This window comes from Massilia sp. IC2-278, from assembly GCF_020708045.1.
In the GTDB taxonomy this organism is placed as follows: domain Bacteria; phylum Pseudomonadota; class Gammaproteobacteria; order Burkholderiales; family Burkholderiaceae_D; genus Telluria.
This window is the reverse complement of record NZ_JAJFES010000009.1, coordinates 156,688-181,648: the sequence shown is the minus strand read 5'-3', so window position 1 is coordinate 181,648 and position 24,961 is coordinate 156,688. Positions and strand designations below refer to the sequence as shown.

General features: G+C 62.0%; 20 protein-coding genes. All 20 read left to right on the top strand.

Features of this window, described 5'->3' with window-relative positions; all coding sequences use genetic code 11:
• Window positions 1-1,536, top strand: a 1,536-nt coding sequence (locus LK540_RS17350; protein WP_229438557.1) for a DUF5906 domain-containing protein, incomplete at its 5' end; no start/stop codon positions are given.
• A 575-nt stretch (window positions 1,537-2,111) separates the two neighbouring features.
• Entirely contained in the window at window positions 2,112-2,777 is a 666-nt protein-coding gene (locus LK540_RS17345) for a hypothetical protein (protein WP_229438556.1), read from the top strand.
• Window positions 2,778-3,160: 383 nt separating this feature from the next.
• A complete protein-coding gene (locus LK540_RS17340) occupies window positions 3,161-3,916 on the top strand; it encodes a hypothetical protein (protein ID WP_229438555.1) in 756 nt (251 codons plus the stop codon).
• Between the two features lie 99 nt (window positions 3,917-4,015).
• The gene (locus LK540_RS17335) at window positions 4,016-4,540 is read left to right on the top strand and encodes a terminase small subunit (RefSeq protein WP_229438554.1); all 525 of its coding nucleotides are present in this window, start codon (window positions 4,016-4,018) and stop codon (window positions 4,538-4,540) included.
• On the top strand, window positions 4,537-6,627 hold the full coding sequence (locus tag LK540_RS17330) for a phage terminase large subunit family protein (protein ID WP_229438553.1): 2,091 nt from the start codon (window positions 4,537-4,539) through the stop codon (window positions 6,625-6,627). The genes LK540_RS17335 and LK540_RS17330 overlap by 4 nt, the downstream gene beginning before the upstream one ends.
• Before the next feature lie 3 nt (window positions 6,628-6,630).
• Entirely contained in the window at window positions 6,631-6,909 is a 279-nt protein-coding gene (locus LK540_RS17325; protein ID WP_229438552.1) for a Mor transcription activator family protein, read from the top strand.
• Between the two features lie 87 nt (window positions 6,910-6,996).
• Window positions 6,997-7,233 (top strand): hypothetical protein, encoded by a 237-nt coding sequence (locus LK540_RS17320; protein WP_229438551.1) that lies wholly within the window; start codon window positions 6,997-6,999, stop codon window positions 7,231-7,233.
• A 2-nt stretch (window positions 7,234-7,235) separates the two neighbouring features.
• Window positions 7,236-8,777, top strand: coding sequence for a phage portal protein (locus tag LK540_RS17315; RefSeq protein WP_229438550.1), 1,542 nt, complete (start codon window positions 7,236-7,238; stop codon window positions 8,775-8,777).
• Window positions 8,778-8,918: 141 nt separating this feature from the next.
• Window positions 8,919-10,955: a ClpP-like prohead protease/major capsid protein fusion protein gene (locus tag LK540_RS17310; protein ID WP_229438549.1), complete on the top strand. Its 2,037-nt coding sequence runs from the start codon at window positions 8,919-8,921 to the stop codon at window positions 10,953-10,955.
• Window positions 10,956-11,009: 54 nt separating this feature from the next.
• Window positions 11,010-11,339, top strand: coding sequence for a DUF2190 family protein (locus LK540_RS17305; protein ID WP_229438548.1), 330 nt, complete (start codon window positions 11,010-11,012; stop codon window positions 11,337-11,339).
• Window positions 11,339-11,638, top strand: a complete 300-nt coding sequence (locus LK540_RS17300) for a hypothetical protein (RefSeq protein ID WP_229438547.1) — start codon at window positions 11,339-11,341, stop codon at window positions 11,636-11,638. The genes LK540_RS17305 and LK540_RS17300 overlap by 1 nt, the downstream gene beginning before the upstream one ends.
• Window positions 11,635-12,078 (top strand): hypothetical protein, encoded by a 444-nt coding sequence (locus tag LK540_RS17295; RefSeq protein ID WP_229438546.1) that lies wholly within the window; start codon window positions 11,635-11,637, stop codon window positions 12,076-12,078. Before LK540_RS17300 ends, LK540_RS17295 begins: the two co-directional genes overlap by 4 nt.
• On the top strand, window positions 12,075-12,260 hold the full coding sequence (locus tag LK540_RS17290) for a hypothetical protein (RefSeq protein WP_229438545.1): 186 nt from the start codon (window positions 12,075-12,077) through the stop codon (window positions 12,258-12,260). Before LK540_RS17295 ends, LK540_RS17290 begins: the two co-directional genes overlap by 4 nt.
• Before the next feature lie 3 nt (window positions 12,261-12,263).
• Window positions 12,264-13,244 carry a phage tail tube protein gene (locus LK540_RS17285; protein WP_229438544.1) on the top strand — a complete coding sequence of 327 codons (981 nt, stop codon included), beginning with the start codon at window positions 12,264-12,266 and terminating at the stop codon, window positions 13,242-13,244.
• Between the two features lie 42 nt (window positions 13,245-13,286).
• Window positions 13,287-13,631 (top strand): hypothetical protein, encoded by a 345-nt coding sequence (locus LK540_RS17280; RefSeq protein WP_229438543.1) that lies wholly within the window; start codon window positions 13,287-13,289, stop codon window positions 13,629-13,631.
• Window positions 13,583-13,990 (top strand): DUF1799 domain-containing protein, encoded by a 408-nt coding sequence (locus LK540_RS25255; RefSeq protein WP_229438542.1) that lies wholly within the window; start codon window positions 13,583-13,585, stop codon window positions 13,988-13,990. Before LK540_RS17280 ends, LK540_RS25255 begins: the two co-directional genes overlap by 49 nt.
• Window positions 13,987-18,048, top strand: a complete 4,062-nt coding sequence (locus LK540_RS17270) for a hypothetical protein (RefSeq protein ID WP_229438541.1) — start codon at window positions 13,987-13,989, stop codon at window positions 18,046-18,048. The genes LK540_RS25255 and LK540_RS17270 overlap by 4 nt, the downstream gene beginning before the upstream one ends.
• Window positions 18,049-18,065: 17 nt before the next feature.
• Window positions 18,066-20,918, top strand: coding sequence for a sialate O-acetylesterase (locus tag LK540_RS17265; RefSeq protein WP_229438540.1), 2,853 nt, complete (start codon window positions 18,066-18,068; stop codon window positions 20,916-20,918).
• Window positions 20,915-22,486 carry a hypothetical protein gene (locus LK540_RS17260; RefSeq protein WP_229438539.1) on the top strand — a complete coding sequence of 524 codons (1,572 nt, stop codon included), beginning with the start codon at window positions 20,915-20,917 and terminating at the stop codon, window positions 22,484-22,486. Before LK540_RS17265 ends, LK540_RS17260 begins: the two co-directional genes overlap by 4 nt.
• The gene (locus LK540_RS17255; protein ID WP_229438538.1) at window positions 22,483-24,951 is read left to right on the top strand and encodes a hypothetical protein; all 2,469 of its coding nucleotides are present in this window, start codon (window positions 22,483-22,485) and stop codon (window positions 24,949-24,951) included. The genes LK540_RS17260 and LK540_RS17255 overlap by 4 nt, the downstream gene beginning before the upstream one ends.
• Window positions 24,952-24,961 lie beyond the last annotated feature (10 nt).

Sequence of the window (24,961 nt, the reverse complement as noted above, 5' to 3'; positions counted from 1 at the left end):
ACGCCGCCGGTTCCCCCCTCCCCCCTCCGAGAGGAGGGGCCGGGGACGAGCGCGGATGCGGAGCTACCTGCAGACTTTGACACCCGATTCGGTGCGGATGCAGAGGCCACAGGCGCATCGGAACGCGAGGGCAAGGTCAAATCAAGCCCAGCGCCTGGCTCCGCACCGGGGCGGGGGGAGGGGGAGGCGCAGGACGACGAGGAAGCCGCGCCGAAGAAGGAGAAACCCAAGAAGGTGTACAGCCGGGAGCATTGGGACAAGGTCGACGAGGTGCTCGACAACTTCATCCTGATCTACGGTGAGGACATGGTGTGGGACTGCCGGCATCGCATGTTGATGCGGATCTCGGCCATGCGCACGATCGTTGGCAACAGCGACGTCATGAAGTTCTGGAGCGGCGACGCGCGCAAGTGGGTTTTGAAGAAAAACATCGTGTTCGATCCAACCGAGACGCCTTCGCCGATGGAAAGCGGCCCGACCGCGACAGTCAACCTGTTTAACGGGTGGCCGATGCGCCCGAAGAAGGGAAAGTGCATCCAGATCCTGACGTTATTGGCGCACCTGTGCGACGGAAACGAAGAAATGCAGACTTGGATCGAGCGCTGGCTCGCCTACCCGCTGCGCAACCCAGGCGCCAAGATGGAAACGTCGATCATCATGCATGGCGACGAGGGCTCAGGAAAGAATTTCTTCTTCGAGCGCGTCGTCAAACCGATCTATGGCCAGTACGGCTACGTGATTGGCAACGACCAGCTGGAGAGCAAGTTCAACGACTGGGCCAGCATGAAGCTGTTCATGGTTGCCGACGAGGTGGTCACCCGCGCTGAGCTCAAGCAGATGAAGGGCAAGCTCAAGGGCTTGATCGCCGGCGACACTGTGATCGTCAATCCCAAAGGGTTGCCCGAGCACGTCGAGAAGAACCAGATGAACTTCGTCTTCCTGTCGAACGAGCTGCAGCCGCTCGCCCTGGACAAGACCGATCGGCGTTACCTGGTCGTATGGACGCCGCCCGCGCTGTCGAGGGAGTTCTATCAAAGCGTCGGTGAGGAAATCCGCCAGGGCGGCATCGAGGCGTTCTACCACTACCTCATGCACGAGGTGGCTATGGGCGATTTCGACCGGCACACGAAGCCGATCTACAACGAGGCGAAGGACCGGCTGATCGAGAAGAGCTTGGCGCCGTCGGAGCGGTTCTACCGCGAATGGTCGCGTGGCTACCTGCCGCTACCGTTTATCACCGTCAGCGTCAACCAGCTGTACGACGCCTTCAAGGTCTGGTGCAGCCGCTCAGGCGAGCCGATGTACACGTCTATGACGACGTTCAGTCCCCAAGTAGAGAGGTACGCCGCCGGCATGCTCAGGAAGCACCTCATCAAGTACGACTTGGGCAGCGACGTCAAGCAGCGGATGGTCTTCCTGGTGGGCGATCAGCCCGAAGGCACCTCCCTGGCCGAGTGGGCCGGTGCCGCTAGCGCCCTGTTTGAGAAGCAGTACCAAACCTATCGGAGCCGAGGGGCGCCCCATGTTGACGGTTAACCATTCACATCAGCGCAACCCTTCACATGCGGAGAGCCAGTATCCATGCGGGTTGTGGACGGTGTGAAGGGTGTGAATGGTGTTCTCCCATGTGCGCGCACGCGTGTGAGGGCTGGGAAACCGATGAACTAACAGCAGCAGATACCTGTATCAAAACTGACCAATAACTATTAATACCCTTCACACCCTTAATAAGGGTAAAAAAAAACAAAGACTTAGCGTGTGAATGGTATGTGAACGATGTTGACGAGTTGATCAATAGAAATAAAGGGGAAGAGGATGGCGAAAGGAGCGATGCGAGAACAGATGCCGGTGACGGCCGCTTGGATCGATAAGTTGAGGGCGGCTTTCGGTACGGCCTCGATTGACAAGCAAATTGGCGCCGGGATGCGCGGAGAGCCAGTTTTCTACGCGAGCGAGAACGGGCATGAGGTTGGTACGCGAAGTCCGCCCAGGACAAGGGTGAAGTGGGATGCAAGAGGCATCCCTTACGTGGAGGAAGCAGGCGAGATTGAGCACGGCAGGCAGCAGGACACAAACAACACAAACAAACGCAGTACGAAAGGGGTGCGGTAATGAATGCAGTAGGTATGGGAGGCGCCATCTTCGCGGATGCAGGCCAAGCGGTACATGTAGCGTTCGTGGTGATGGGACAGGAAGCGGCACACGGCGCGCCATTCAGGGCGGCGCTGCTGCGGGTCATGGAACAGGTCCACCTTGAAACAGACCAGCAGCGGCACTGGCTCGACCAGCTGCGCGGTGAGCGGGCCGGTACAGTAAACTTCGCTGGTATGAGCACGCTCGACGTCCGGGCTCAATGTGCACTGATCGCGCAGGCAGTCCGGACGAAATTGCCCGAGACCGAGATGTGGGTCTTGCAGGCCAAGTACGGGCAGACTGACTTTGAAGATGTGGATGGCGAACGCCGGTTTGCATTTTCAGCTGAACGGATCGCTGCGATTCACGGACTGTCGAAGTGGATGGCGCCCACGCTTCCACGTATCAAGCCGCTGGCCCTGGACTGTATGCTGGGCCGGATGTTTGCGAACCACAAGAAGATCGATATCAGTGCGCGCGACCTAGCCGCCCAATTCGGGGGCTGCCACAAGAAGTACATTCGGGCATCGTGGAAGATGAGGAACCATCTCCGCATCTTGGAAGAGAAGGCCATTGCTCGCCTTGAGCCGCACTTCGTACAACACGGCCTGATCATGCCTACCGATACAACAAAATACTGTTGATAGGAAATTATTGCGTTGACGAAATCGCCCCAGCTCAGCTATATTTTCGCCATGCTCGGAGTCAGTGTAAGCAAAGCCCGCAATCGCGGGCTTTTTTGCGTTTACAGTCCCCAGCGTCGCAGCGCCCAGGCTGTATCGCCTTGCATCTCTACGGTGCTTCCGCCCCGCTCAGCCTTGCGCTGGCGGGGCTTTCTTTTTGGGGCAGTGGGCAGCGAAAGAATCTCAACGACGAAAGGTGGTGATCCTGTCTCGATCCGCTAGAAAGCGGGGGATACAACGCTTCTGTTTCGTTTGCCCGGTTATGCCGGGCTTTTTTATTCGTACCACCGCCGGCCACTGGCCGCGCTCATACAGTGCAGACGTGTGCACACCAGGAGAACTCAATGGCCGTCGACGTGCGTGATGCGATCAGGCAGATCACGGCTGATATGCAGATCGAGGAGAAGCAGCTCAAGTTCGCCACACGCCTGGCGTTGACCCGCGTGGCCAAGAAGGCCGAGGCTGCTGAGGGCCGCGAGATGCGAGACATCTTCGACCGGCCTACACCGTTCACCATGTCTGGCCTGTTCGTTCGGCCAGCGACAGCAACCAACCTCACGGCGGAAGTAAAGCTGAAGGACTTCGCCAGCAAGAGTAGCTCACCCGCAGCCACATACCTGGCCGCGCAGATCAAGGGCGGCATGCGCGGAGAGAAGCGCTTCGAACGTGCGCTTCGTTCTGTTGGCGCGCTGCCACCTGGTCACCGCGTGGTGCCAGGCGAGGGCGCCGATGTCGATGCTTACGGCAACATGAGCAGGGGGCAGATCGTGCAGATCCTGGCGTACTTCCGTGCGTTTCCCGAGGCTGGCTACAAGGCCAACATGACGGACAAGAAAAGGCAGGCACTCGCACGCGGCACCAAGAATCGCCAAGGCGTCTCGTATTTCTGCGGCAGCCCTGGTGAGCGCCTGCCAATGGGCATCTGGCAGCGTGTCCACTTCGCCCAGGGGACGGCGCTCAAGCCGGTGATGATCTTCGTTCGATCCGCGATCTACCAGGCAGTTTTCGACTTCCAGTACGTGGCGGAGTCGACCGTCGAGAGGGAGTTTCCTGCCGAGTTCACCGCCGCCCTAGCCCAGGCGCGGGCCACCCAACAGTAGCTCCGAGCGTTCCCAAGGTACTCCCGCGAGGGGGGGCCTTCAAGGGTAATTCGAACCCCGAGTTTTCTCTAGTCACATACCCATCCTAAGGGGGTTGTATTGTCGGACCTTGACCTTTCCAAGCCTATGACCCAGGCAGCGTTCGGTGCGCTCGTCGGTGTCAGTCAGCAGGCGATCGGCAACCTGGTCGGACGTGGCATCCTCGACACCAGCGTGCCTGGCCACCAGCTGCTGCAGACCTACTGTTCGCACCTGCGCGAGCAGGCTGCCGGCCGCGCGACCAATGGCGAGCTGGATCTCGCGACCGAGCGCGCAGGCCTGGCCAAGGCACAGCGCGAAAAGATCGAGATGCAGAACGCTGTGACGCGCAGCGAGCTGGCGCCCGTAGCGTTGATCGAGGAAGTGCTGGGCCGTGCCGGCAGCAAGATCGCCGGCATCTTCGATGCCATCCCTGGTGGGGTGCGGCGCCGCGTGCCGAGCCTGCCGGCGGACGAGATCAAGAACATCGCGGCCGAGATTGCGCGTGTGCGCAATATCGTCGCTGGCATGTCCTTGGCCGATCTTCGGAGCGACGGGGAGGAGGGTGATGACGACCAGACGCCGGAAGAGGAGTTCCTCGAATGAGCGCCATGCACGAAGTGGTGAACTGGCAGTCGCCCGAGCTGGCCAAGACTGTGACGCGCGGCCTCGGCACGTTTGGCGTGCCGGCGCCGCTGACGCTTGAGGAGTGGGCACGGCAGCACTTCTACCTATCCAAGGAGTCTTCCTACGTCGAGCAAAGTTGGGTGCCGTGGCCGTTCCAGCGCGCGATCCTGGCGTGCATCAGCAACGACGACATCCGCAACATCGATTTCAAGAAGTCGGCCCGCGTGGGCTACACGAAAATGCTGCTCGCCGCGGTTGGATACTTCGCCGAGCACAAGCGTCGCAACCAGGCGCTGTGGCAGCCGACCGACGGTGACAGCGACGAGTTCGTGAAGACCGAGCTGGACACGATGCTGCGCGACGTGAAGATCATGCGTAAGGCGATGCCGGCGCACGTGTCCCGGCACAAGGACAACACGCTCGCGCAGAAGAGGTTCCTTGGCTGTCTGCTGCACACGCGCGGCGGGACAGCTGCGCGCGCGTATCGCCGGATCTCGGTCGACGTGGCCCTGCTCGACGAGCTAGACGCGTTCGACCGTGACATCGAAAAGGAGGGCTCGCCCGACGTGCTGGCGGAGAAGCGGGTCGAGGGGGCGACGTTCCCGAAGCTGATCACCGGATCGACGCCAAAGCTGCAGGGCTTCTCGCTCATCGACGACCGCTTCCACAAGGCTGACGAGCGATTCAGGTATGCGATTCCATGTCCGGAATGCGGCGGCTTCCACCCGCTGTCCTGGGGGAAAAAGGACGAGGCAACCGGCTTCAAGTGGGTCAACCGCGACCCGGAATCGGTCCGCCACCTCTGCCCACATTGCCATAGCCTGATCGACCAGGCGCAGTACCTGGCGGTCGCAGACCGCGGTCGATGGCAGAACGCCGACGGCAGCATCACGATCGATGCCGCCGGCATCTTCCGTAACGCCAGTGGTGCAGTGATCACGGCGCTGGAACACATCGCCTTCCACGTCTGGACGGCGTACAGCCCGCTGGTGGCCTGGTCAAAGCTGGTAGAGGAGTTCCTGGACGCCTACGAAAAGGCGCAGGCGGGCGACATCACCAAGCTGAAGGCGTTCACGAACACGACCCTTGGCGAGGTGTGGGCACTCGAACAGGAGAAAAGCGACGCCGATCAGCTCAAGGAAAGAGCAGAGAAGTACAAGTTCGGCACGCTGCCGATGGGCTGTGTGCGGTTGTTGGCCAGTTGCGACACGCAGGATAACCGTATCGAGGTTTCTGTGCGGGGATACGGGCGGGGCTGTGAAACCTGGCAGATCGATTATCGGATTTTCTATGGCAATCCAAGTGAAGACCAGGTGTGGCAGGACGTGGCCGAGTACCTGTTCGAGGCGGAATTCCAGCACGTCGCCGGGTCGAAGCTGCACATCTACGCTTCGGCGATCGACACGGGTGGCCACCACACCCAGGCGGTCTACAGCTTCGTGCACACGCACGCTGCCCTCGGGCGGCGGATCTACGCAGTCAAGGGGCGGTCGGGTCGTGAGAAGCACATCAAGGACGGAGCGTCGAAGGTCGACATCGACTGGCGAGGCAAGACCCGCAAGCGAGGGCTGATCCTCTGGCAGGTCGGCACCAACCTCGCAAAGGACTTGATCTATGGCCGGCTGCAGATCACGAAGCCTGGCCCTGGCTACATGCACTTCTCGAAGGATGCGCCAGACGAGTTCTACGCGCAAATGGCCGGTGAGGCGCGGGTCGAGCGTGCAACAGCTGGTGGGCGCGAATCTCGCTGGACGGCCCTGCGCAAGCGCGTCGAGGCATGGGACTGCACGGTCTATGGGGTCTGGCTTGAAACGCACCTTGACCTGGGTAAGAAGCCGGCGAAGTGGTGGGACGCGCTCGAGGCGGAGGTGCAACCGAAGATCGTGGATCTGTTTGCGCAGCCTGAGGCAGTGCCGACACCATTGCCGGAGCCAGCGCCGGCCAGGCAGGTGGAGAAGGTGGAGCAAGAGAAGAAACAAGCCGTGGCGGCGCCGAAAGCGCCGGCGCCGCGCAGGGGTGGAGGAAACCCTTTCGCATCCGATGATTGGTCAAGTAGGGGATTTTGATAAATGCAGAGCGAGCAAATTGATATTGTTGGGTGTCTCGTCGGCCTGGTCGGCGCCACGCTTGGACTGGATGTGTTCACGGCCGAGAAACAGCGGCTGGTCGACGGCGTCTTGCGCACGCAGTGGGGCGGCCAGGAGGTATACATCAAGAAGAGTGACGTCGACGTGGAAGCGCGCGCATTGGCGGTCCGTGCTAAGTACAACGGTCGCAACCGGCGCGAGTTGATGGTGGAGTACAACATCAGCCGTGCACAGTTCTACCGGATGCTCAAAGGCGACTGAGCATCCTTGCATAACCTGTCTCATTTCTCCCTAGAAATGAGACAGCCCCATAGGTAGTGTTGGGCCTCCATCTCATCGGGGGTCCAAATGTCGACACAATTCTCACCTAAGGCCATGCTGGCCGAGTACCTCAAGGCAGAGCAAGCCGTCCTTGCTGGTAAAACGATCACCTTCCAGGGGCGATCGATGGGCATGGAAAATCTCAGCGAGATTCGCACTGGCCGGCGTGAGTGGGAACAGCGCGTCGCCCAGGAGAATCGCCGTACGGGCGGGCGCCCTTCGATCGGTGGCATGTCCTTTTCGGTCGCACGTTTCGGAGACTGAGCATGTCGCAGCAATCGAAGATCCGGCTCAACGCGGTCGACCGTATCGTCGCGTTCCTGTCTCCTGCAGCTGGCGTACGCCGATTGGCAGCCCGCAATGTGCTGAACCAATACGAGGCAGCGAAACCCTCTCGCCTGCGCAAGGGTGCAAAGGATCATCGTCCTCCCAATGCTCAGGTCCAACAGGGCGCGCTTGCGCTTCGCGGCCTGGCCCGTAATCTCGAGCAAAACCACGACATCGCACGAGGCGCCTTGCGCACCTTAGTCAACAACGTTGTTGGACCCAACGGCATCGGCATTGAACCACAACCGCGGCGAAAGAACGGCCAGATCCACGAGGAGTATGCGACTGCGCTTCGCAAGGCGTACCGCGACTGGCAGCAGAATCCCGAGGTCACGCAAAAGCATCACTGGAACAAGGTTCAGCGCCTGGTCGCGAAAACTTGGCTGCGCGATGGAGAGTGCTTCGCACAGCGCTTGATCGGCGCAGTACCACTGCTGGACCACGCGACGCTTGTCCCGTATTCGCTGGAACTGATTGAACCGGACCTGATCCCGCTCGACCACCACGATGTAGGGCGCCGCATCCGTCAGGGTGTCGAAAGCAACACTTGGGGCAAGCCGACGGCATACTGGGCCTACAAGGACTACCCAGGGGAAACCTACTCAAGCCGCAGCTATGAGCTCAAGCGTATCGACGCGACCCGCATGCACCATATTGCGTCGCTTGACCGCATCGGACAAATGCGAGGCGTCTCCGAGTTTGCCAGCGTGATCACGCGGCTCGAAGATATCAAAGACTACGAGGAATCCGAACGTGTGGCTGCCAAGGTCGCGGCGTCGCTTACCGCGTATGTGAAAAAGGGATCGCCAGAGGACTTCTCGGCTCCTGGTGCCGACGGCGAGGATAAGGGGCCGCGCGAGCTGCACTTTGCCCCTGGCATGATCATCGACTCGCTCGGCGCGGGCGAAGAGATTGGCATGATCGATTCCAACCGGCCCAATCCCAACCTGGTCACTTTCAGACAGGGCCAGCTGCGCGCCGTTGCTGCAGGCCTGGGCGGAAGCTACTCAAGCATTGCACGCGACTACAGCGGCACCTACTCTTCGCAGCGGCAGGAGCTGGTGGAGCAGTGGACCCACTACGCGGTCCTGTGCGATGAATTCGTTGGTCAGTTCGTTCAGCCTGTATGGAAGGACTTCGTGCTGGCGGCGAACCTTTCCGGTGTTGTGCCGATGCCGCGCGATGTCGATCCCGAAACCATGGACGATGCGCTGTTTGTCGGCCAGTCGATGCCGTGGATCGATCCGTACAAGGAAGCGCAGGCCTGGCACATGCTCGTTCAGGACGGCTTCGCCAGCGAGGTCGAGGTCATGCGCAAGCGCGGCGCGAATCCGCGCGACGTGCTCGAGCAGATACTGACCCACCGCGAGGAATGCAAGAAGAAGGGCCTAGTGTTCGGGTCGGACTACGGCAATAGCAAGAGCACGCCGCCGGCGCCGGCATCGACACCTCCGGATGAGGAAGAGGAAAAGGAAGAGTAGCCACCAGCAGAAGCCGCCCTCGGGCGGTTTTTTCTTGTCCGATCGCGCTGGAAAAACTGTCTCATTTCTCCCTAGAAATGAGACGGCCAGGCAAACAAACTACAGGCTTCAACACGACCGCAATCGACAAGGAAACGGACGATGCCTGCACCGACAGACCAGAACAAAGTAGCACCGTGGTACACCATCCGCGCCCGCGCCCGCGCAGGCGCACAGCCAAATGCCGCCGGTGTCCCCCAGGCGGCTGCAGCCGAGATCCTGATCTACGGTGACATCGGTGAAAGCTGGTACGGCGACACCATCGCCGCTGCCAACTTCGTTCGTGATGTGGCCGCGCTCGATGTGGAGCAGATGACGGTGCGCATCAACAGCTACGGCGGTTCGGTCACCGACGGCATCGCGATCCACAACTCGCTCAAGCGTCACAAGGCGCACGTCACCACCGTAGTCGACGGTATCGCCGCATCGATCTCCAGCCTGATCGCCATGGCCGGCGACACGGTCGAGATGGCCGAGAACGCGCAGCTGATGCTGCACGCACCATGGGGCGGCCTGGCCGGCAACAGCGCAGAGCATCGCGAGTACGCGGACATGCTCGACAGCTGGGCCGACGCGATGTCGACTTCCTACGCCACCAAGTCCGGCAAGGACAAGGCTGAAATTCTGGTCCTGCTTACGGACGGCAAGGACCACTGGTACACGGCGGAGCAGGCGCTCGAAGCGAAGTTCGTCGACGCCGTCGTCACGAGTTTGCCGATCGCCGCCATGGCCGGCATGAAGGATTCCATCAAGGCGCGGTACGCCTCGTTCCCGCAGCCCACTCAACCGGCGGCAGCTGCCGCGCCTCAACCCAAACAGAAGGAGAGCAACACCATGACCGAAGAAGAGAAGAAGGCAGCCGCGAAAGCCGCGCTGGATGCCGACAAGGCCCGTCGCGCCGGCATCGCCGCCGCGTTCGCAGCATTTACCGGCCAGACCGGTGTGGTCGCGCTGCAGGCGACCTGCGCTGACGACCATGACTGCACCGTCGAGCAGGCGAGCCAGAAGCTGCTGGCCCACCTGGGCAGCGGCGCCGCCCCCGTTGCCGGCGGCCGCATCGTCACTCTCGAAGACGAGCGCGACAAGTTCCGTGCCGGCGCCCAGGCATCCCTGCTGGCCCGTGGGAACATCGCCAAGGACGACGCCGCGAATAACTACCGTGGTTTCACCGCGCTGGACATCGCGCGCGAGTGCCTGGCCCACGCCGGCATCAACATGCGCGGCATGGACAAGATGACCATCGTCGCCACCGCCTTTACGCACAGCAGCTCTGACTTCCCCCTGCTGCTGTCCAACGTGGCGAACAAGTCGATGATGAAGGGCTACGACGAATCGGAAGAAACCTTCCAGCTGTGGACAGCCGAGGGCAGCCTGGGCGACTTCAAGCCTGGTAAGCGTGTTGACCTGAACTCGTTCCCGAGCCTGGACAAGATTCAGGATGGCGGTGAGTACAAATACGCTCAAGTTGGTGAGCGCGGCGAGACGGTGCAGCTGGCCACCTACGGCAAGATGTTCAACCTGACCCGCTACACCATCATCAACGACGACCTGGACGCCTTCACCAAGATCCCTCGTCGCATGGGCCGCGCTGCGATCCGCACCATCGGGGACCTGGTGTACGCGATCCTGACCAGCAACCCCAAAATGTCCGACGGCAAGGCGCTGTTCCATGCCGACCACAAGAACCTGCTGGCGAGCCTCGGCGTCAACACCAACAGCGTCGATGCGATGCGCGTAGCGATGGCGACGCAAAAAGAAGGCGATGCCACGCTCAACATTCGCCTGGCGAAACTTTTGGTCCCTGTCGCCCTGGAAGGTACGGCAAAAGTCGTGCGCGACAGCGAGTTCGAAGTGGGCGATGGCGAGAAGAGCAACTCCGTGCCGAACTCCGTGAAAGGCACCTTCGAAGTCATCAGCGACGCGCGTCTGGACGCAGCTTCGCCGCGTACCTGGTACGGCGCCGCCGACCAGAACATGCACGACACCATCGAAGTGCAGTACCTGGACGGTAACACCGCCCCGACGCTCGAGCAGGAAACTGGCTGGAGCCGCGATGGTGTCGAGTTCAAGGTCCGTATGGATGCCGGCGTATCGCCGCTCGATTTCCGCACGCTGGCGAAGAACCCAGGCCAGGCCTAGATCCAACAATTCGGCGCCGCGTTATCGGCGCCACCTCTTTCTTAAGGAATAAGCATGGCGAAGAATTACGAACAGGAAGGCGAAGTCCTCGATTACACGGCTGGCGGCGTCGCCATCGCGTCGGGCGCGGCCGTTCTGATGGGCGCACGTCTGGGCATCGTGCTGGCGGATATCCCGGCCCTGAGCACTGGCAGCGTTGCAGTGACCGGCGTCTGGGTACTGAAGAAGGCGCCGGCTGACGTTGTCGTCCAGGGCGCGCTGCTGTACTGGGACGCAGACGACTTCCAGCTGACCACCGTCGCAGCTGGCAATACGCTGGCAGGCTTCGCTGCAGCACCTGCAGCTGCCGGCACGACCAGCGTGCGCATCAAGATCAACGCCTGATGTTCGACGACCTCGAGGCGCGACTGAACCGGCTGGCGATGGAGCGCCTCGCCAACGCGATTGCCGTGATCAACGGCGAGGACGTCCCGGTCATCTTCGACGCGGAATACCAGGCCGGCACCGTAGGCGTGGGCATGGGCGCCGCCGTACCGCAGATGGTCATCGCAAACACCCGCGTGCCGGCCGGGTTCATCGAGTCGCGCATCACCGTCAACGGCGCCAGGTGGCGCGTTGCAGACTGCCAGGCCGAAAACAGCCTGCCCACCGGCCTGAGCCTCGTACTGCTGGAGAAGGCATGACCCAGCACATGGCAATCGCACAGGCCCTGCAGGAGCGCCTGCAGGCGGCATCGATCGCAGGCGGCCTGGTCTACCTCAACCGCAGCCGCTCGCTGCCCAGCGACCGCGACAGCGCGGTCAACGTGCGCCTCGCGCGTGGGGCTTCGCAAGAGGCTTCGATGCTCGGCGGGCGCACCACCTGGAACACCCTGGTCGAGATCGAGTGCTACGGCCGCGACGGCGTCGACGACGTGGCAGGCGCCAAAGCCGACCAGGTGCTCGAGGCCGTGTTCGACAACCTCGACAACGCCGACGGCTTTGTCTACGGCGTGATGGAGGTTTCCCCACTTCCCGGCGACACGCTGGCGTGGGATTTCGACCAGCTGGACGCGAGCGTGGCCTGCGTTACCGCGCGCTTTGTAGTGAAACACCAAACCAATGGGAGAACCCTGAAGTTATGAAGACCACCGAAACCGCGGCCAGTACGGCCGCCGCTTCGTCCAGCGCTGTGCAGACGTCTGCACAGCAGCCGGCCGAGGTGCTGCACCAAGAACCGAGCACGGGTGGCAGCTACACCCGCAACCCCGAAACCGGCGATCTGGTCCGTGCAGACCAGGCGCCTGCAAGCCCAGTGCAGGAGTAAGTCATGGCTGATCCACGTCTGATCAGGAAGACCACCATCCTGGCCAAGCTCGAAACCCAATATGGCTTGGACGCCGCCCCGACGGGCGCCGCCAATGCGCTGCTCGTGAGCAACCTGAGCGTCAATCCGATGAATGCGGAATACATCTCGCGCGAGATCATCCGCGATTACCTGGGCGGTTCGGAAGAGCTGGCCGGTGCGCGCTACATGGAATGCGGCTTCGACATCGAGCTGGTCGGCTCCGGCCAAAATGCCGTCGCTCCCGCCTGGGGACCACTGATGCGCTCCATCGGATTTGCCGAGGTCATCACGCCTGCCGTGCGTGTGGACTACGTGCCGATCTCCGGCGCCTTCGAATCGTCGACCATCTACTACTACGACGATGGCGTCCTGCACAAGCTGCTGGGCGTGCGCGGCACTGCAACCCTGGACCTGGGCGTCGGCAAGAAGCCCGTCATCTCGTTCAAGTTCATGGGCGTCGACGGCGGCACCACGGCAGTGCCAAACGTCGGCACCACCTTGACGGTCTGGCGCGTGCCTCAGGTCGTGTTGGATGCGAACTCCGGCAAGCTGACCTTCGGTGCGACGCACGCTGCAGCGGCAGCACCGGCGTTCGTTGGTGGCACCCCGTACCCAAGCGATGGCCTGACCATCGACCTGGGCATCAAGGCCCAGTTCCAGAAACTGCTGGGTGGCGAACGGATCAGCATCTCGGAGCGCGACGTCACCGGCGCCGCCAAGCTGCAGCTCTCGGCAGCGGAAGAAGTCGCGTTCCTGAACGACATCAAGGCCAACCGGCTCACCAGCATCGGCCTGATCCACGGCACCGTCGCCAACGACAAGGTAGGCGTCTTCATGCCCGCAGTGCAGATGAAGGAACCGACCAAGGAAGAGCTGAACGGCGAGCGGCTGATCGGCTACAAGCTGGGCATCAAGCCAAAAGTTGGCAACGACGAGATCCGCATCTTCACCAGCTTCGCATAAACCCACGGGGCCGCGTGCCCCGGCAACTTAATAGGAATTCCCATGGCAAAGAAATACAAGATCGCAGTCAGCGATACCGTCCCGGTGCTGGTCAAGGCAACCATTGCAGACAAGGACGGCAAGCTGGTCAACCACAAGTTCACCCTGACCTGCGAGCGTCGCGACGCGGCGCAAATGAAGGAAGTGGTAGCAGGCAGCTTCAACGCGATCGACTTCATGAAGGAAGTGACCACCGGCTGGGCCGACCAACGCCTGGTCCTCGAAGACGACGGCACTCCCGCCGCGTTTGAGCCGGATGCGCTCGACGCGCTGCTCAACATCGGCGGCTTGGCCATGGTGTGCTTCATCGCCTACGGCAAGGACTCGGCGGCCCAGGCAAAAAACTAGAACAGGTCGCGCGCTGCGCGGCACTAGGTCTGATCGTTGACGACTCCCAGCAGGAAAGCGACGCGTCAACGGTCGACGAGGCTGCTGCCGCGTTCGGTCTGATTCCCGTGTACGACGAGGAGCAGATCTGGCCGCTGTACCTCTGGCCCGAGAACGTTATGGCCTGGGCGTTTTTCAGTGCGATCTCAACGCAGTGGGTGGTCGGGCCGGGCGGTGTGGTTGGCCTCAACTACGCGGGCGTGCACGTGGTCCGCGAAGCCTGGCAGATCAAGCGCAAAGAGTGGCCCTCGTTGTTCTCGGCAGTTCAGGTAATGGAGCGCGCGACCTTGGCAGCGTGGAGAGAGAAGAACAATAAATGAGTGAATCCAGAGTAGTTATCACCGCCGAGCTGGCCCAGGCCCTCACCGCGTTTCGGCAGTTCCGGCAGCAGGCCACTGGCGCCCTGGAGGCGGTTTCCGCAGTCGGCGGCAAGCTCAATGCCGTGCTGGGCGTTGTCGGTCTTGCGCTCTCCGCCGGCGCCATCATCGGCTGGATCAAAGGCGCGATCGACGCCACCGACGCCGCATCCGACCTGTCGCAGAAGACGGGCATCGCAATCAAGGATTTGGCAGGCCTCGAGCTCGCGTATCAGATGGGCGGCATGGAGGCCGACGCCCTGGCAGGCAGCCAGGCCAAACTGTCCAAGGCCATCGTCGACGGCAACGAAGGGCTGGAGCGCTTGCGCATTAGCTCCAAGAATCTGGACGGCTCGTTCAAGAGCAACAAGCAAATGATGTACGAGATTGCCGATCGAATGGCTGGCATGGAAGACGGCGCCGAGAAGACGGCTCTTGCCATGTCCATTTTCGGCAAGAGCGGCGCCGACATGATCCCGATGCTCAACGGCGGCTCCGAGGGTATGCGCGAGCTGGACGAGATGGCCGGCAAGCTGGGCCTGACGCTCAGCGAGGAAGCTGTCGAGAACGCCGGCCAGTTCAATGACACCCTCGACCTGCTGATGCTCGGCGGGCAGGGTGTCGCACGCGGTATCGCGGCCGAGCTGCTGCCGACCCTCAGCAGCCTCGCCGGTTCGTTCCTCACTGCGATGACCGAGGGCGATCGTCTCAAGACCACCGGGCAGCTGATCGCGGGTGTGTTTAAAACCATATACACGCTGGGCGTGCCTGTAGTGGAGATGTTCCTGACGATCGGTAAAGTCATTGCAGGCTTTGCTGCAATGGCCACTACCAATCTCACCGGCACGATCGAGGTGCTGAAGAAAGTCGCCGGCGGTGATTTCACGGGCGCTTGGGACACCATCAAGCGCACGTCCGCCTCGACCTCGGCCATGGTGATCGACGTGGGGACCGACATCGGAAAAGGCTGGTCGAGCGCCTGGGATGGCGTCGTCAATGTCTGGACCGATGGCGGCAACAAGATTGTCGACACCATGGTGGGCATTAAACGCGAGGCGACCGTTGTTGGACAGAGCGCGGCCGAGGTAGCGAAGCAGGCCGCCGCAGCGAAGAAGGAACAGGACGCCCAGGCGAAAATTCTCGCCGAGCTGTCGGGGGTGACCGCGACTTATATGGACGACCTTTCGCGCCTCGATAGCATGCGTCAGAAGGGACTGATCACCGAGGAGCGGTATATCGCGGCGGTGACCGAGCTGATCAGCAAGCAGCCTGGCGTGAAAGCCGCGGTCGAGGCCGAGGCGAAGGCGCGCAAGGAAGCTGCGGAATTCGAGGAGCGCTACCTGGTCGCTAAGTCGAAGGTCGCCGATCTGCTCGCAGGCAGCGTCAAGGCGGCCGAAGAAGAGGCGAAGCAGCAGGAGGAGGTGGCGCGCACGTTCGGCATGAGCCGTACCCAGATCGAGAAACTCGAACTGGCGCGCCTGGAGGAGCAGCTCGCGCAGCGCAGCTCGCTCGGCCTGACGCTCGACGAGATCGAGACCCTGGAAAAGCTGATCGGCGCCAAGCAGCGCACGATCGCGGCCATGCGAAATACGGAGGAATTGCAAGGCCAGCGCGAGATGTGGGAGTCCATTGAGCGCACTGCGCATGACACGTTCGTGTCGATCCAGGACGGCGGCAAGGACACGGCCAAGCGCCTGAAGGAGTCCCTGAAAAATACCTTCTTCGACTGGCTGTACCAGCAAACGGTCAAGAAGTGGATCATCAACATCAGCGGCCAGGTGAGCGGGCAGGGTGGGCTTGAGCAGGTCGTCGGTGCCCTGGGCGGATCGGGTTCGGGAAATGGTTGGCTCGGGAATATTTCGAGTCTGATGAGCATGGGTAAAACCATCTTCTCCGGCTTCTCGACCGGCCTGGCCACCAGCATGGGTGGCTACATTACGCAGTTCGGCAACCTGATCGGCTCGCAAGGCGTTTCGGCATTCGGTACAGGGATGGGGCTGACCTCCTCGCAGGCCGGTACTGCTGCTGCAGCATACAACGCTGCAGGCAATACGACTGTGGCGGGCGGGCTGAGCGCCGGCAGCACTGCCGCGTCGGTCGTTTCCGTCGCTGGCTGGATTGCCGCAGGTATGGCAGCGGCCGACATGCTTTACAGCAAGGGGTTCGACCCGAACAACGGCAGCACCAACACTGCGCTGACGAACCCTCTGATCCCTGGCGCCATGCACAACAACAAAATCTTCCAGGCCCTCGGCATGGATAAGCGCTGGGCCAATATGTTCTCGGGCGCCAGTGTCGTGACCGCACTCTTCGGGCGCAAGAATCCCGAGGTGCGTGAGCAAGGGCTGGAGGGGACAATTAACGCATCTGGCTTCAGTGGCCAACAGTACGCCTATGTCGTCGAGAAGGGAGGCGTATTCAGAAGTGATAAGTGGTACACGAAAAATGCAGCGCTCGACGCTGAGCAAGATTCCGGCCTAGACGCAACCGTACAAGGGATGATCCAGGCCGTGAAAGGCTTTGGTGCCGTGATGGGCCTTGAGACGTCGACCATCAACGGTTACAGCAAGGCCATCAAGGTGCAGCTGACCAGTGATGAGGCGAAGAACCAGGAGGCAATCGCCACGATGTTTGGTGAGGTCGGCGATGAACTGTCCCTTCGTCTTGTGCCGTCGATCATGTCGCTCAGCAAAAGCGGCGAGACGGCAGCGGCTACGCTCCAGCGCGTGGCCACCAACTACGCCGGCGTCGACGCCGCGCTGGCAACCATCGAGAAAAAATTCGGCCAGGAAGGCCTGGCATCGATCGGGGCACGCGAGCGCCTGGTAGGTCTGTTCGGTGGAGTCGAGGCCTTGGTGCAGGCAACCGACTCCTATGCGCAAAACTTCCTGACCGAAGCGGAGCGTTTGAAGCCGGTAGCGAACGCCCTGGCGGCTGAAATGGCGGCGCTCGGTCTGTCCTCGATCACGACCCGCGACCAGTTCAAGGACGCAGTCAACCGCGCGGACCTGACCACGGCTGCAGGTGCGGAGCAGTATGCGGCCCTGATGAGGTTGTCTGGCGCGTTCGCAGCCGTGCACCCGCAAGTGGAGGCGACAAACACGGCGCTACGCAGCCAGGCCGACATCCTGAGCGAACGGACGGACCTGCAAAAGGAGCTCGACCAGCTGACCATGACTGCCGCCGAGCAGCGTGCGCAGGAGCGCGCTGCGATCGACGAAAGCAACCGCGCCCTCTACGACCAGGTCGTCCTGCAGCGCGACCTCAAGGCGTCGACGCAGGCCGCCTCCGAAGCCCTGCAGGACACGGTCGAGCGGCTAACGGCTACCAGGGACAGCACGACCGCATATCGCGATTCGCTGATGCTGGGCAGCCTGTCAGGACTCAGCCCGCTGCAGAAGTACATGGAAGCCCAGCGGCAGTACACCACGCAGGTCCAGAAGGCGCTGGCCAACCCGGCTGATTCCGCTGCAGTGTCGGGCGCCCAGGCTGCTGCAACGGCGTGGCTGACCGCGAGCCAGGTGGTGAATGCGTCCAGCGCTGCCTTCCTGGGCGACAAGTCGAAGGTGCTGGGCGACATGGAGCAGTTGGCCGCCATCGCCGGCGTGCAGATGACGGATGCACAGCGACAGCTGTCCGCGCTCGATAAGCAGGTGCTCGGCATCTCTCAGCTGAACGAGACCGCGGCGGCCATCGAGCAGGCCATTGCCAGCCAGGGTACTGCATCGCCAGTTGCGTTGCCGGCATTCGACATGCAGCGGTATGTCGCCAGCTCGAGCGCGGCCAGCGACGTCCTGGCGGCCGAGGTGAAGGCGCTGCGCGCTGACAACGCCGCGATCCGCGAGGTCAACGCTGCAGTGCTGGCAGAGCTGAGGCTGCTGCGAACCGATGCGGCACGCCATAACGACAACCTCGTCGGCGCAACCGAAGAGCTGGGCGAATCCATCACCGAAGGGGTCGGCAATGCCTTCGACAGGACAGCCTACAGGGTGAGCAATCCGAACAAGGTAGCTCCCCGTTAGAAAGATGAGAAAAACGAATGACAGTTAAATTCAACCGCGCGCTCGCGAACACGTACTTTTCGGCGCCAGACCATACCGGGTTGACCATTCCGGCGTCGCCTACGACCTGGGCGCTCGGCATCGTCGTCTGCTTCGATGGCCTGACGACTGGTGACAACCCGCAGTACCTCGTTTCGACCAAGTCGACCGGCCAGGCCGGCGCGTTCAATCTTGCGTACCTGACGGATTCGGCAGCCACAGCTGCGCAGCGCAACCGGCTGGCCATGTACTTCAACACGTTGTCGACGCCGACGCTCGTCACGGCCAACGACAACCGTGCGGGCGATAAATGGTTGTTCGTGTTCCAGCAGACCGGCACGACCATCACCGTACGTCGCTGCCCCATCCTAGCGGTCATGCCGACCGATGGCTCGGCCGTAGTGGCTGACGGGACCGCCGAGCGCAATGCCGCGCTGGACGGCTCCGGCTTGTGGCTGGGCGCTCGTGCAAACCTGACCGCTGACCGGATGTGCGACCAGTCCATCGGGCGCGTCTTTTTCATGGCCGACACGCTGAGCGACCTAGAAGTGGCGAAGCTCGCCCACGGCATGGAAATTACGGACTTGGGCAAGGCCGCGCTGTGGTATGCGCGGCTCGACAATGCAGACGATTTTTCCAATCGCGGCAGCTTGCCGATCGCCTTCACCAAGAATGGCCCTATCACCACGAGCGAGGCGCAGCCGGCATTCGGCTACTCGGCGTCGGTGGCCAAGCCCGTAATGAGCGGCGCCCCTGCGATTGTTGGAGGCCAGGTTGGGCAGGCCGCTTCGTACACACCTGCAGGAGCCAGCAACTCTGCAGGGCGAACGCAAGAATGGTACGTGGCTGGTGTCCTTGTCAGCTCGGCAAGCACGTATACACCCGCTGCCGGTGATGCCGGCCAGGACCTCGTGGTGCGACAGATCGAGGCGAATGCCGCCGGCAGCGTCAGCGCCGACAGCGCCCCTGTCGCGATCGCGGCCGTCGCAACCGACTCGGTGGATCTCGCTGCCAGTATCGCTGAGCGCATTTACCAGCGCATCGGTACGAGCGCCGCCGTGCCATTCGAGGGCGCTTATGCCGGCACCAAGCCGACTAGCATCGAATACCAGCTGTATGCCGAAGACGGCGTGACCGTGGTGCGGCCATGGGGTGTGATTGCGGGCGCGACGATCGCCAACGGCGTCTGGTCGGGCTTGCCTTCGGTCCCGCAGGGCGGCATGTACCGTCGTGCCGTGCGGAGCAAGAACGGCTCGATCGTGTTGGCGACGTCTGCCGTTGGCGCCGAGTTGTTCGGCGTGGGCGACCTGTTTGCATACGCAGGCTCGAGCAGTGCGGAGAAAAGATTCGACTCGACCTCGGGCACCGGGTTTGTCGCTGCAGCCAATGTACGCAAGTATTCCTCGGCTGGCTGGGCCAAGTTTGGCACCAACGGCTGTGGCATCATCGAGGCCAATGGTTTCGCGCAGAAAGCCGGCGTGCCAGTCGGCCTGATCGACTATGGCTACGGCGGCTCGACCCTGGCGCAGTGGATCACTCTGACCCATGCGCGCTGGACCAATTTCCGGAACGCCATCAATGCCGTCGGCGGCAAGATAGCCGGTGTGCTGATCTTCGTCGGTTCGAACGACGCAGCCGACAACCTGGTCGTCTCCCGCGCGCAGCATGCCGCCAATCTGCGCACCCTGATTTCTCGTATCCGTGCTCACACGGAGCAGCCCGACTTGCCAATGCTGATCAGCGGGTTCAATCGTCGCACAAGCAGCACGGCGGACGCCCAGGCGAATTTTGTGCGCATGGCCGAGAACGACGTCGGCAATGACGAAGACGTCTGCCACGTGCAAACGCTCGACCTGCTGTTGTCGGGCGACGGCGTGCACCTGTCGACCGCTGCCGCTGGCTTTCCGGCCAGTGCGAATCGCAACGTGGCGGTGTTCGGCGCGTTCGTCTATGACGGCGTCTACCGCCGTGGTCCGGCAATCGTCGGCATGACCATCGACGGCACGGCAGGCACGGTCCAGCTGGTGCACCGCAACGGCAGCGACTTCACCCCTGTCGCAGGCATTACCGGATTTGTGGCAACAGATGCGCAGGGTGCGGCTATCGAGATCACAGCCGCTGTTCGCGTCGACGCGACGCGCATCGGCTTGACCTTTGCCAGTGCGCCGGCCGCGCTCACCTACCTGGCCGGCGCCGCACCGGCGGTTGGAACCCCTGTCTTCGACAACGGCGCCACTCTTTTGCCGATGCACGCGCAAGCCGAGCCGCTCGCTGCAGCTGACACGACAGCCCCGACGTTCCAGGGAGAGCTGGCGGCCAGCGTGACGGCGGACTCGATTACCGTCAGCTGGGCGGGAGCGATCAGTGCAGACAACGTCGCTGTCGTGCGGCGGGAGTATCGCATCGGCGCCGCTGGCCAGTATGTCGCGGCCACGGCAGCGGAGGAGGGCAGCAAGAGTCATACCTTCACCAACCTGGCCGCCGGCACCGCCTACCAGATCGACGTGCGCTGCGTTGACTCGAGCGGCAACGTCTCGGCTGCACTTCGCATCGTGCCGACCACGAGCGCGGCGCCAGTGGTCGAGGTCAACTACGTTCGATGCATGCTCGCCTCGCGCGATGGGACGCCACACCTCAATCTCGCCAGCGTGGACTGGGCGCTGTTCCGGAATCTTTCGCCGGCGTCCTTCGGCGCACCCCTGGCCCAGGGCAAGTATTCGATGGTATCGGGAAGCGCCGTGTTCGAAATCACTGTTCCTGCAGCTGTCGTCCCCGCGGGCGAATACATGCTGATTTTGGCGGAGTCGAATGGCACGATGACGCTTGCCTCTCCGATCGCGGTGGGCCAATGACAGCCCTGATCCTTGACAACGTTCGCCTGGCGAGCGGGCGCTTCATTTTCGATACACCGTCGGTCGTGCCAACGGAGCCAACCGTGCCGGCCATTACGGATGCGGACTTTGCGGCCTGGCTCGCGAGCAACGATGCGATCCCGAACATCCTGATCGAAACCTGGGCACTCGTCGATGGCGTGCGCACCAGGTTCTTCTGGTCGACCAACGGCTACACGACACCTGGCACGGATAACCCTGTGTTCTATGCGCCCATCGTCGGCGTCAGTATCCCCTTCACGGAGGCATTGTCGCTGACGTCGACGGCGTCCCTTTCTGCCGGCGACATCGAGATCGACAACACCAACGGTGTGAACGAGCACTTCGCCAGGTATATCTGGGCCGATGAAGTGCTGGGTGTCGTGGGCGACGTGCGCTGGCCGCGTGCCGACTACCGGAAAATCTTCGTCGGCCATTCTGCAGGCCTGGTACGCAAGGGAACCAGGGCGTTTGCCTTGCGCCTGCGCGACATGATGGAAGGGCTGAACTACCCGATCAGCGAACGCAAGTTCGGCGGCGCCGGCGTCAACGCGGACACCGTGATCCCACTGACCTTCGGCGAATGCTTCAACGCTGCAGGGGAGTGGAGCGATGTCAACGCGCTCGAGCGGCAGTGGCACGACGGCCCGATGGAGGGCATCGTCGAGACGCGCGCCAACGGCATTCCCATCAGCGAGCAGGTGATCGTCTCGGAGGGCACTGGTAAGTCCGTGCTGACGGTGAACAACGAGAGTGCCACCATCACCGCCACCGTCCAGGGCGACAAGTCCGGCGGCATCTTCCGCAAGACCATAGCGACCATCATCCAGCGCCTGATCACTGGCTATGGCAAAGACGTCGGCCGCTACACCTCGGCCAACATCGACCTGACCAACTTCGCCCAGTTCGATGCGGCGAACCCGCAGCCGGTCGGCCTGCACGTGCGCGAGCGCCTGAACGTCATCGAGGCCTGCAGCATGCTTGCCGGCAGCGTGGGTGCCCAGCTGGCCCCCTCGCTCGACGGAAAGCTGCAGCTGATTCAGATCGCGCTGCCGGCTGCTGGTCCAGCAACCGAGATCCGCGCGGAACACATGGTCGACGGCACGCTGCGTCATGTGCAGCACATCGATCCAATCGCGGCGGTGAAGTTGGGTTACTGCAGGAACTGGACGCCGCAGCCCGGCCTGAATAGCAACCTGCCGGCTGAACACAAGGCACTCCATGAGAAGGAGTGGCCGCTCACCGTGACCAGGGTGGACGAGGACATCAAGCGCATGTACCGGCTCGATGGCGATCCGGTAATGCGCCCGACGATGCTGCTGCGCGGCGTCGACGCTGCACCTGAAGCCGATCGGGAATTGGCCCTCTGGGGGCCGGGCCGCGACATCTACGAGTTCGATGGCGTGCCTGAGTTGCTTATGCTGAAGAAGGGGGCGCGCCTGGTCGTCTACCACGAGCAGGACGGCATGGCAGCCGGTGTAGAGGCGCAGGTGCTCGAGATAACGCGTGACTGGACGACACGCACCGTAACTGTGAGGTTTCTGAAATGATTGCAGCAATCAACGACATCGACCGGCTGCTGCAGGCGGCGCCTATTCGTGTCATTAACCTGGGCCAGGCGCAGGTCATCGTCACCGCGGCGCCGCCGCTGTTCCACTTGCTGGCCGACGGCACGCCCGAGCACGCCGAGATCGAGCTCGAGGCGACCGTCATCGGCGTGACCGGCGAGGTCGTCTGGACGTGCTCCGGCGGCACGCTGAGCGGCGTCAGCGGATCGAGCGCGACGCTGCGATATGCGGACCTGGTAGCCGGCGCCGCAACGGTCGTCGCCTCGGTCGCGTATGCCGGCCAGGAAATCATGGGCCGGGCCAGCATCTCGGTTGTGCGTGATGGCTCGACCAGTGCAGGCGCCAAGCTGCTCGAGCTGACGCCGTCGGAGCAGGTCTTCAAGATTGACAAGGCAGGCCAGCACAGCCCGGCGGCGATCGCGCTTACTGCCACCGGGCAGAACCTGACGGGCGTGCCGAGGTTCACGTTCTTCGCCGGCAGCGGGACGCTGAGTCAAGGTCCCACCTCATCGCAGAAGGTGCTGGCCTTTGCCGACATGAGCAGCGACACCGTCACGATCCAGGTCGAGCAGGACGGCCAGGTCGACCGCGTCACCATCAGCAAGCTGCGTGACGGCAGTGTTGGCGTCGATGGCAAGAACGCGATCACGGCGCTGCTCACGAACGAGACCGTCGCCCTGCCGGCGAGCAGCGCGGGCGCCGTGTCCAGCCTGGTTACGGCCGTGTGCACCATGAAGGTCTACGAAGGCGCCGTCGACGATACCGGCAACTGGTCGTACGCTTTCTCGCCGGCGCCCAACCAGGCGAACCTGACCTATACGACCGACCGGTCCACGGTCACGGTCACCGGCATGGCGGCCGGCGTCGACGCGGCCTTCATCGACATCACAGCGAGCAAGGCCGGTGCGGCATCAATCACGAAGCGCTTCTCGCTCACCAAGAGCAAGGCCGGTGCGAAAGGCGATATCGGAACGGGCCAGCAGGGCCAGCGCGGCACCGTCAACATACCAGTGGCAATCGGGGGCACTACCTGGTCCGATAACGCTGCTGCAACTGCGCTTCAGAATGGCGGCTACGGCTCGCCGATCCGCTTCGACCTGGTCACGTTGGTAAATACGGCCGCCGGGTTTATTCAGACAAAGGTCTGGGACGGCGATAGCTGGGAAGAGCCGGGCTTTATTGTGAATGGAAATCTCCTGGCGCCAGGCACAGTCCGCGCTGGAGCGATCGACGCTCGAGGCCTGAGCATCAAGGATGACGCGGGCAATGTGATCCTGTCAGCCGGGGCATCACTAGCTGAACAGGTGCGCACAAATCCAAACCTTGTACCGGCACCGAATGGGTGGCCGTTCCTCAACGGTGCCGTTCCTCAACGCAACGGGGATGGTCGCTTTGGTGATGGGCAGTATTTCTATTTTCCGGTTGTAGGTTCGCCCAATTACATTGGCGCGAGTTCCCCGGAATTGGGCATTCCCGCAAATACTTGGTACACAGTAAGTTTCGACGCTTACTGCGACGGAGCATCCCGCGATTTGAACGCTGACGTGATAAACGATAGTGGTTGGGACAGCAACGGCAAGTATGTCAGGCTGACAAACACGATGACGAAATACTCATTCACCGAGATTTCGCCAAATACCGCAAATACCGCCACCGGGCGGCTGCGCATTTTCTCACTTGAGGCGGGCGGCAGCGTCATCGTTGTCTCAAACATCAAGGTAGAGCTAGGCGGGACAGTGACTCCTTGGTGGGATAGCGCCGTGACGCCTGCGAACGTCGGTCAGCGCGTGTCGGCTGGTGCGATCACCAACACGCAATTTGGCGGCGACCTGTTTAGCACGAATTACGTCTACCGGCAGTCGGGCTGGTACTTGGAACGTAACGGCGACATTTACGTCAACAACATCCGTGCCCGTGGTGAATTGGCGGGAGGGGCGTTCGTTGGATGGCAATGGCCCGCCAAGGGCAGCGATGGCTTTTACCTTGGATCGAACGGGCTGCTGCTGGGCAATAACATCGACGGCCAGGGATCGTTTATTGAACTGCGCCGAGATGGCACGATGCTCGCTCCCGGCTTCTCTTTAGTAAATCGTCAGCTAACGCTAGAGAACACGATTATTTACAACCCGAGGATACAGACCTCGCTCAACGTAACGCTGTCATTTATCAGCTCGCGTAACAGGACAAATACATTTAACTACGAGAGCTTCACCGTCTTCGCCACGATTTCCGGCGCGAACGGTTCGGTTAAGTATCAATGGTCCTGCAATGTCGTGGATGGGGATGCCCAGATGGCCAGCGACCCTTCTGCCAGTAGCTGCACTTTCCGATGCCGTGGGCAGGACTCGCTAGTTATGGTGAACGTCAGTCTCCTCGCCACCGACGATTCCAATACGGTTGTCTACAAGAGTATTCGCGCCATTGTTGGTTACGGCAGGGCAGCTTAATAGAAAGATC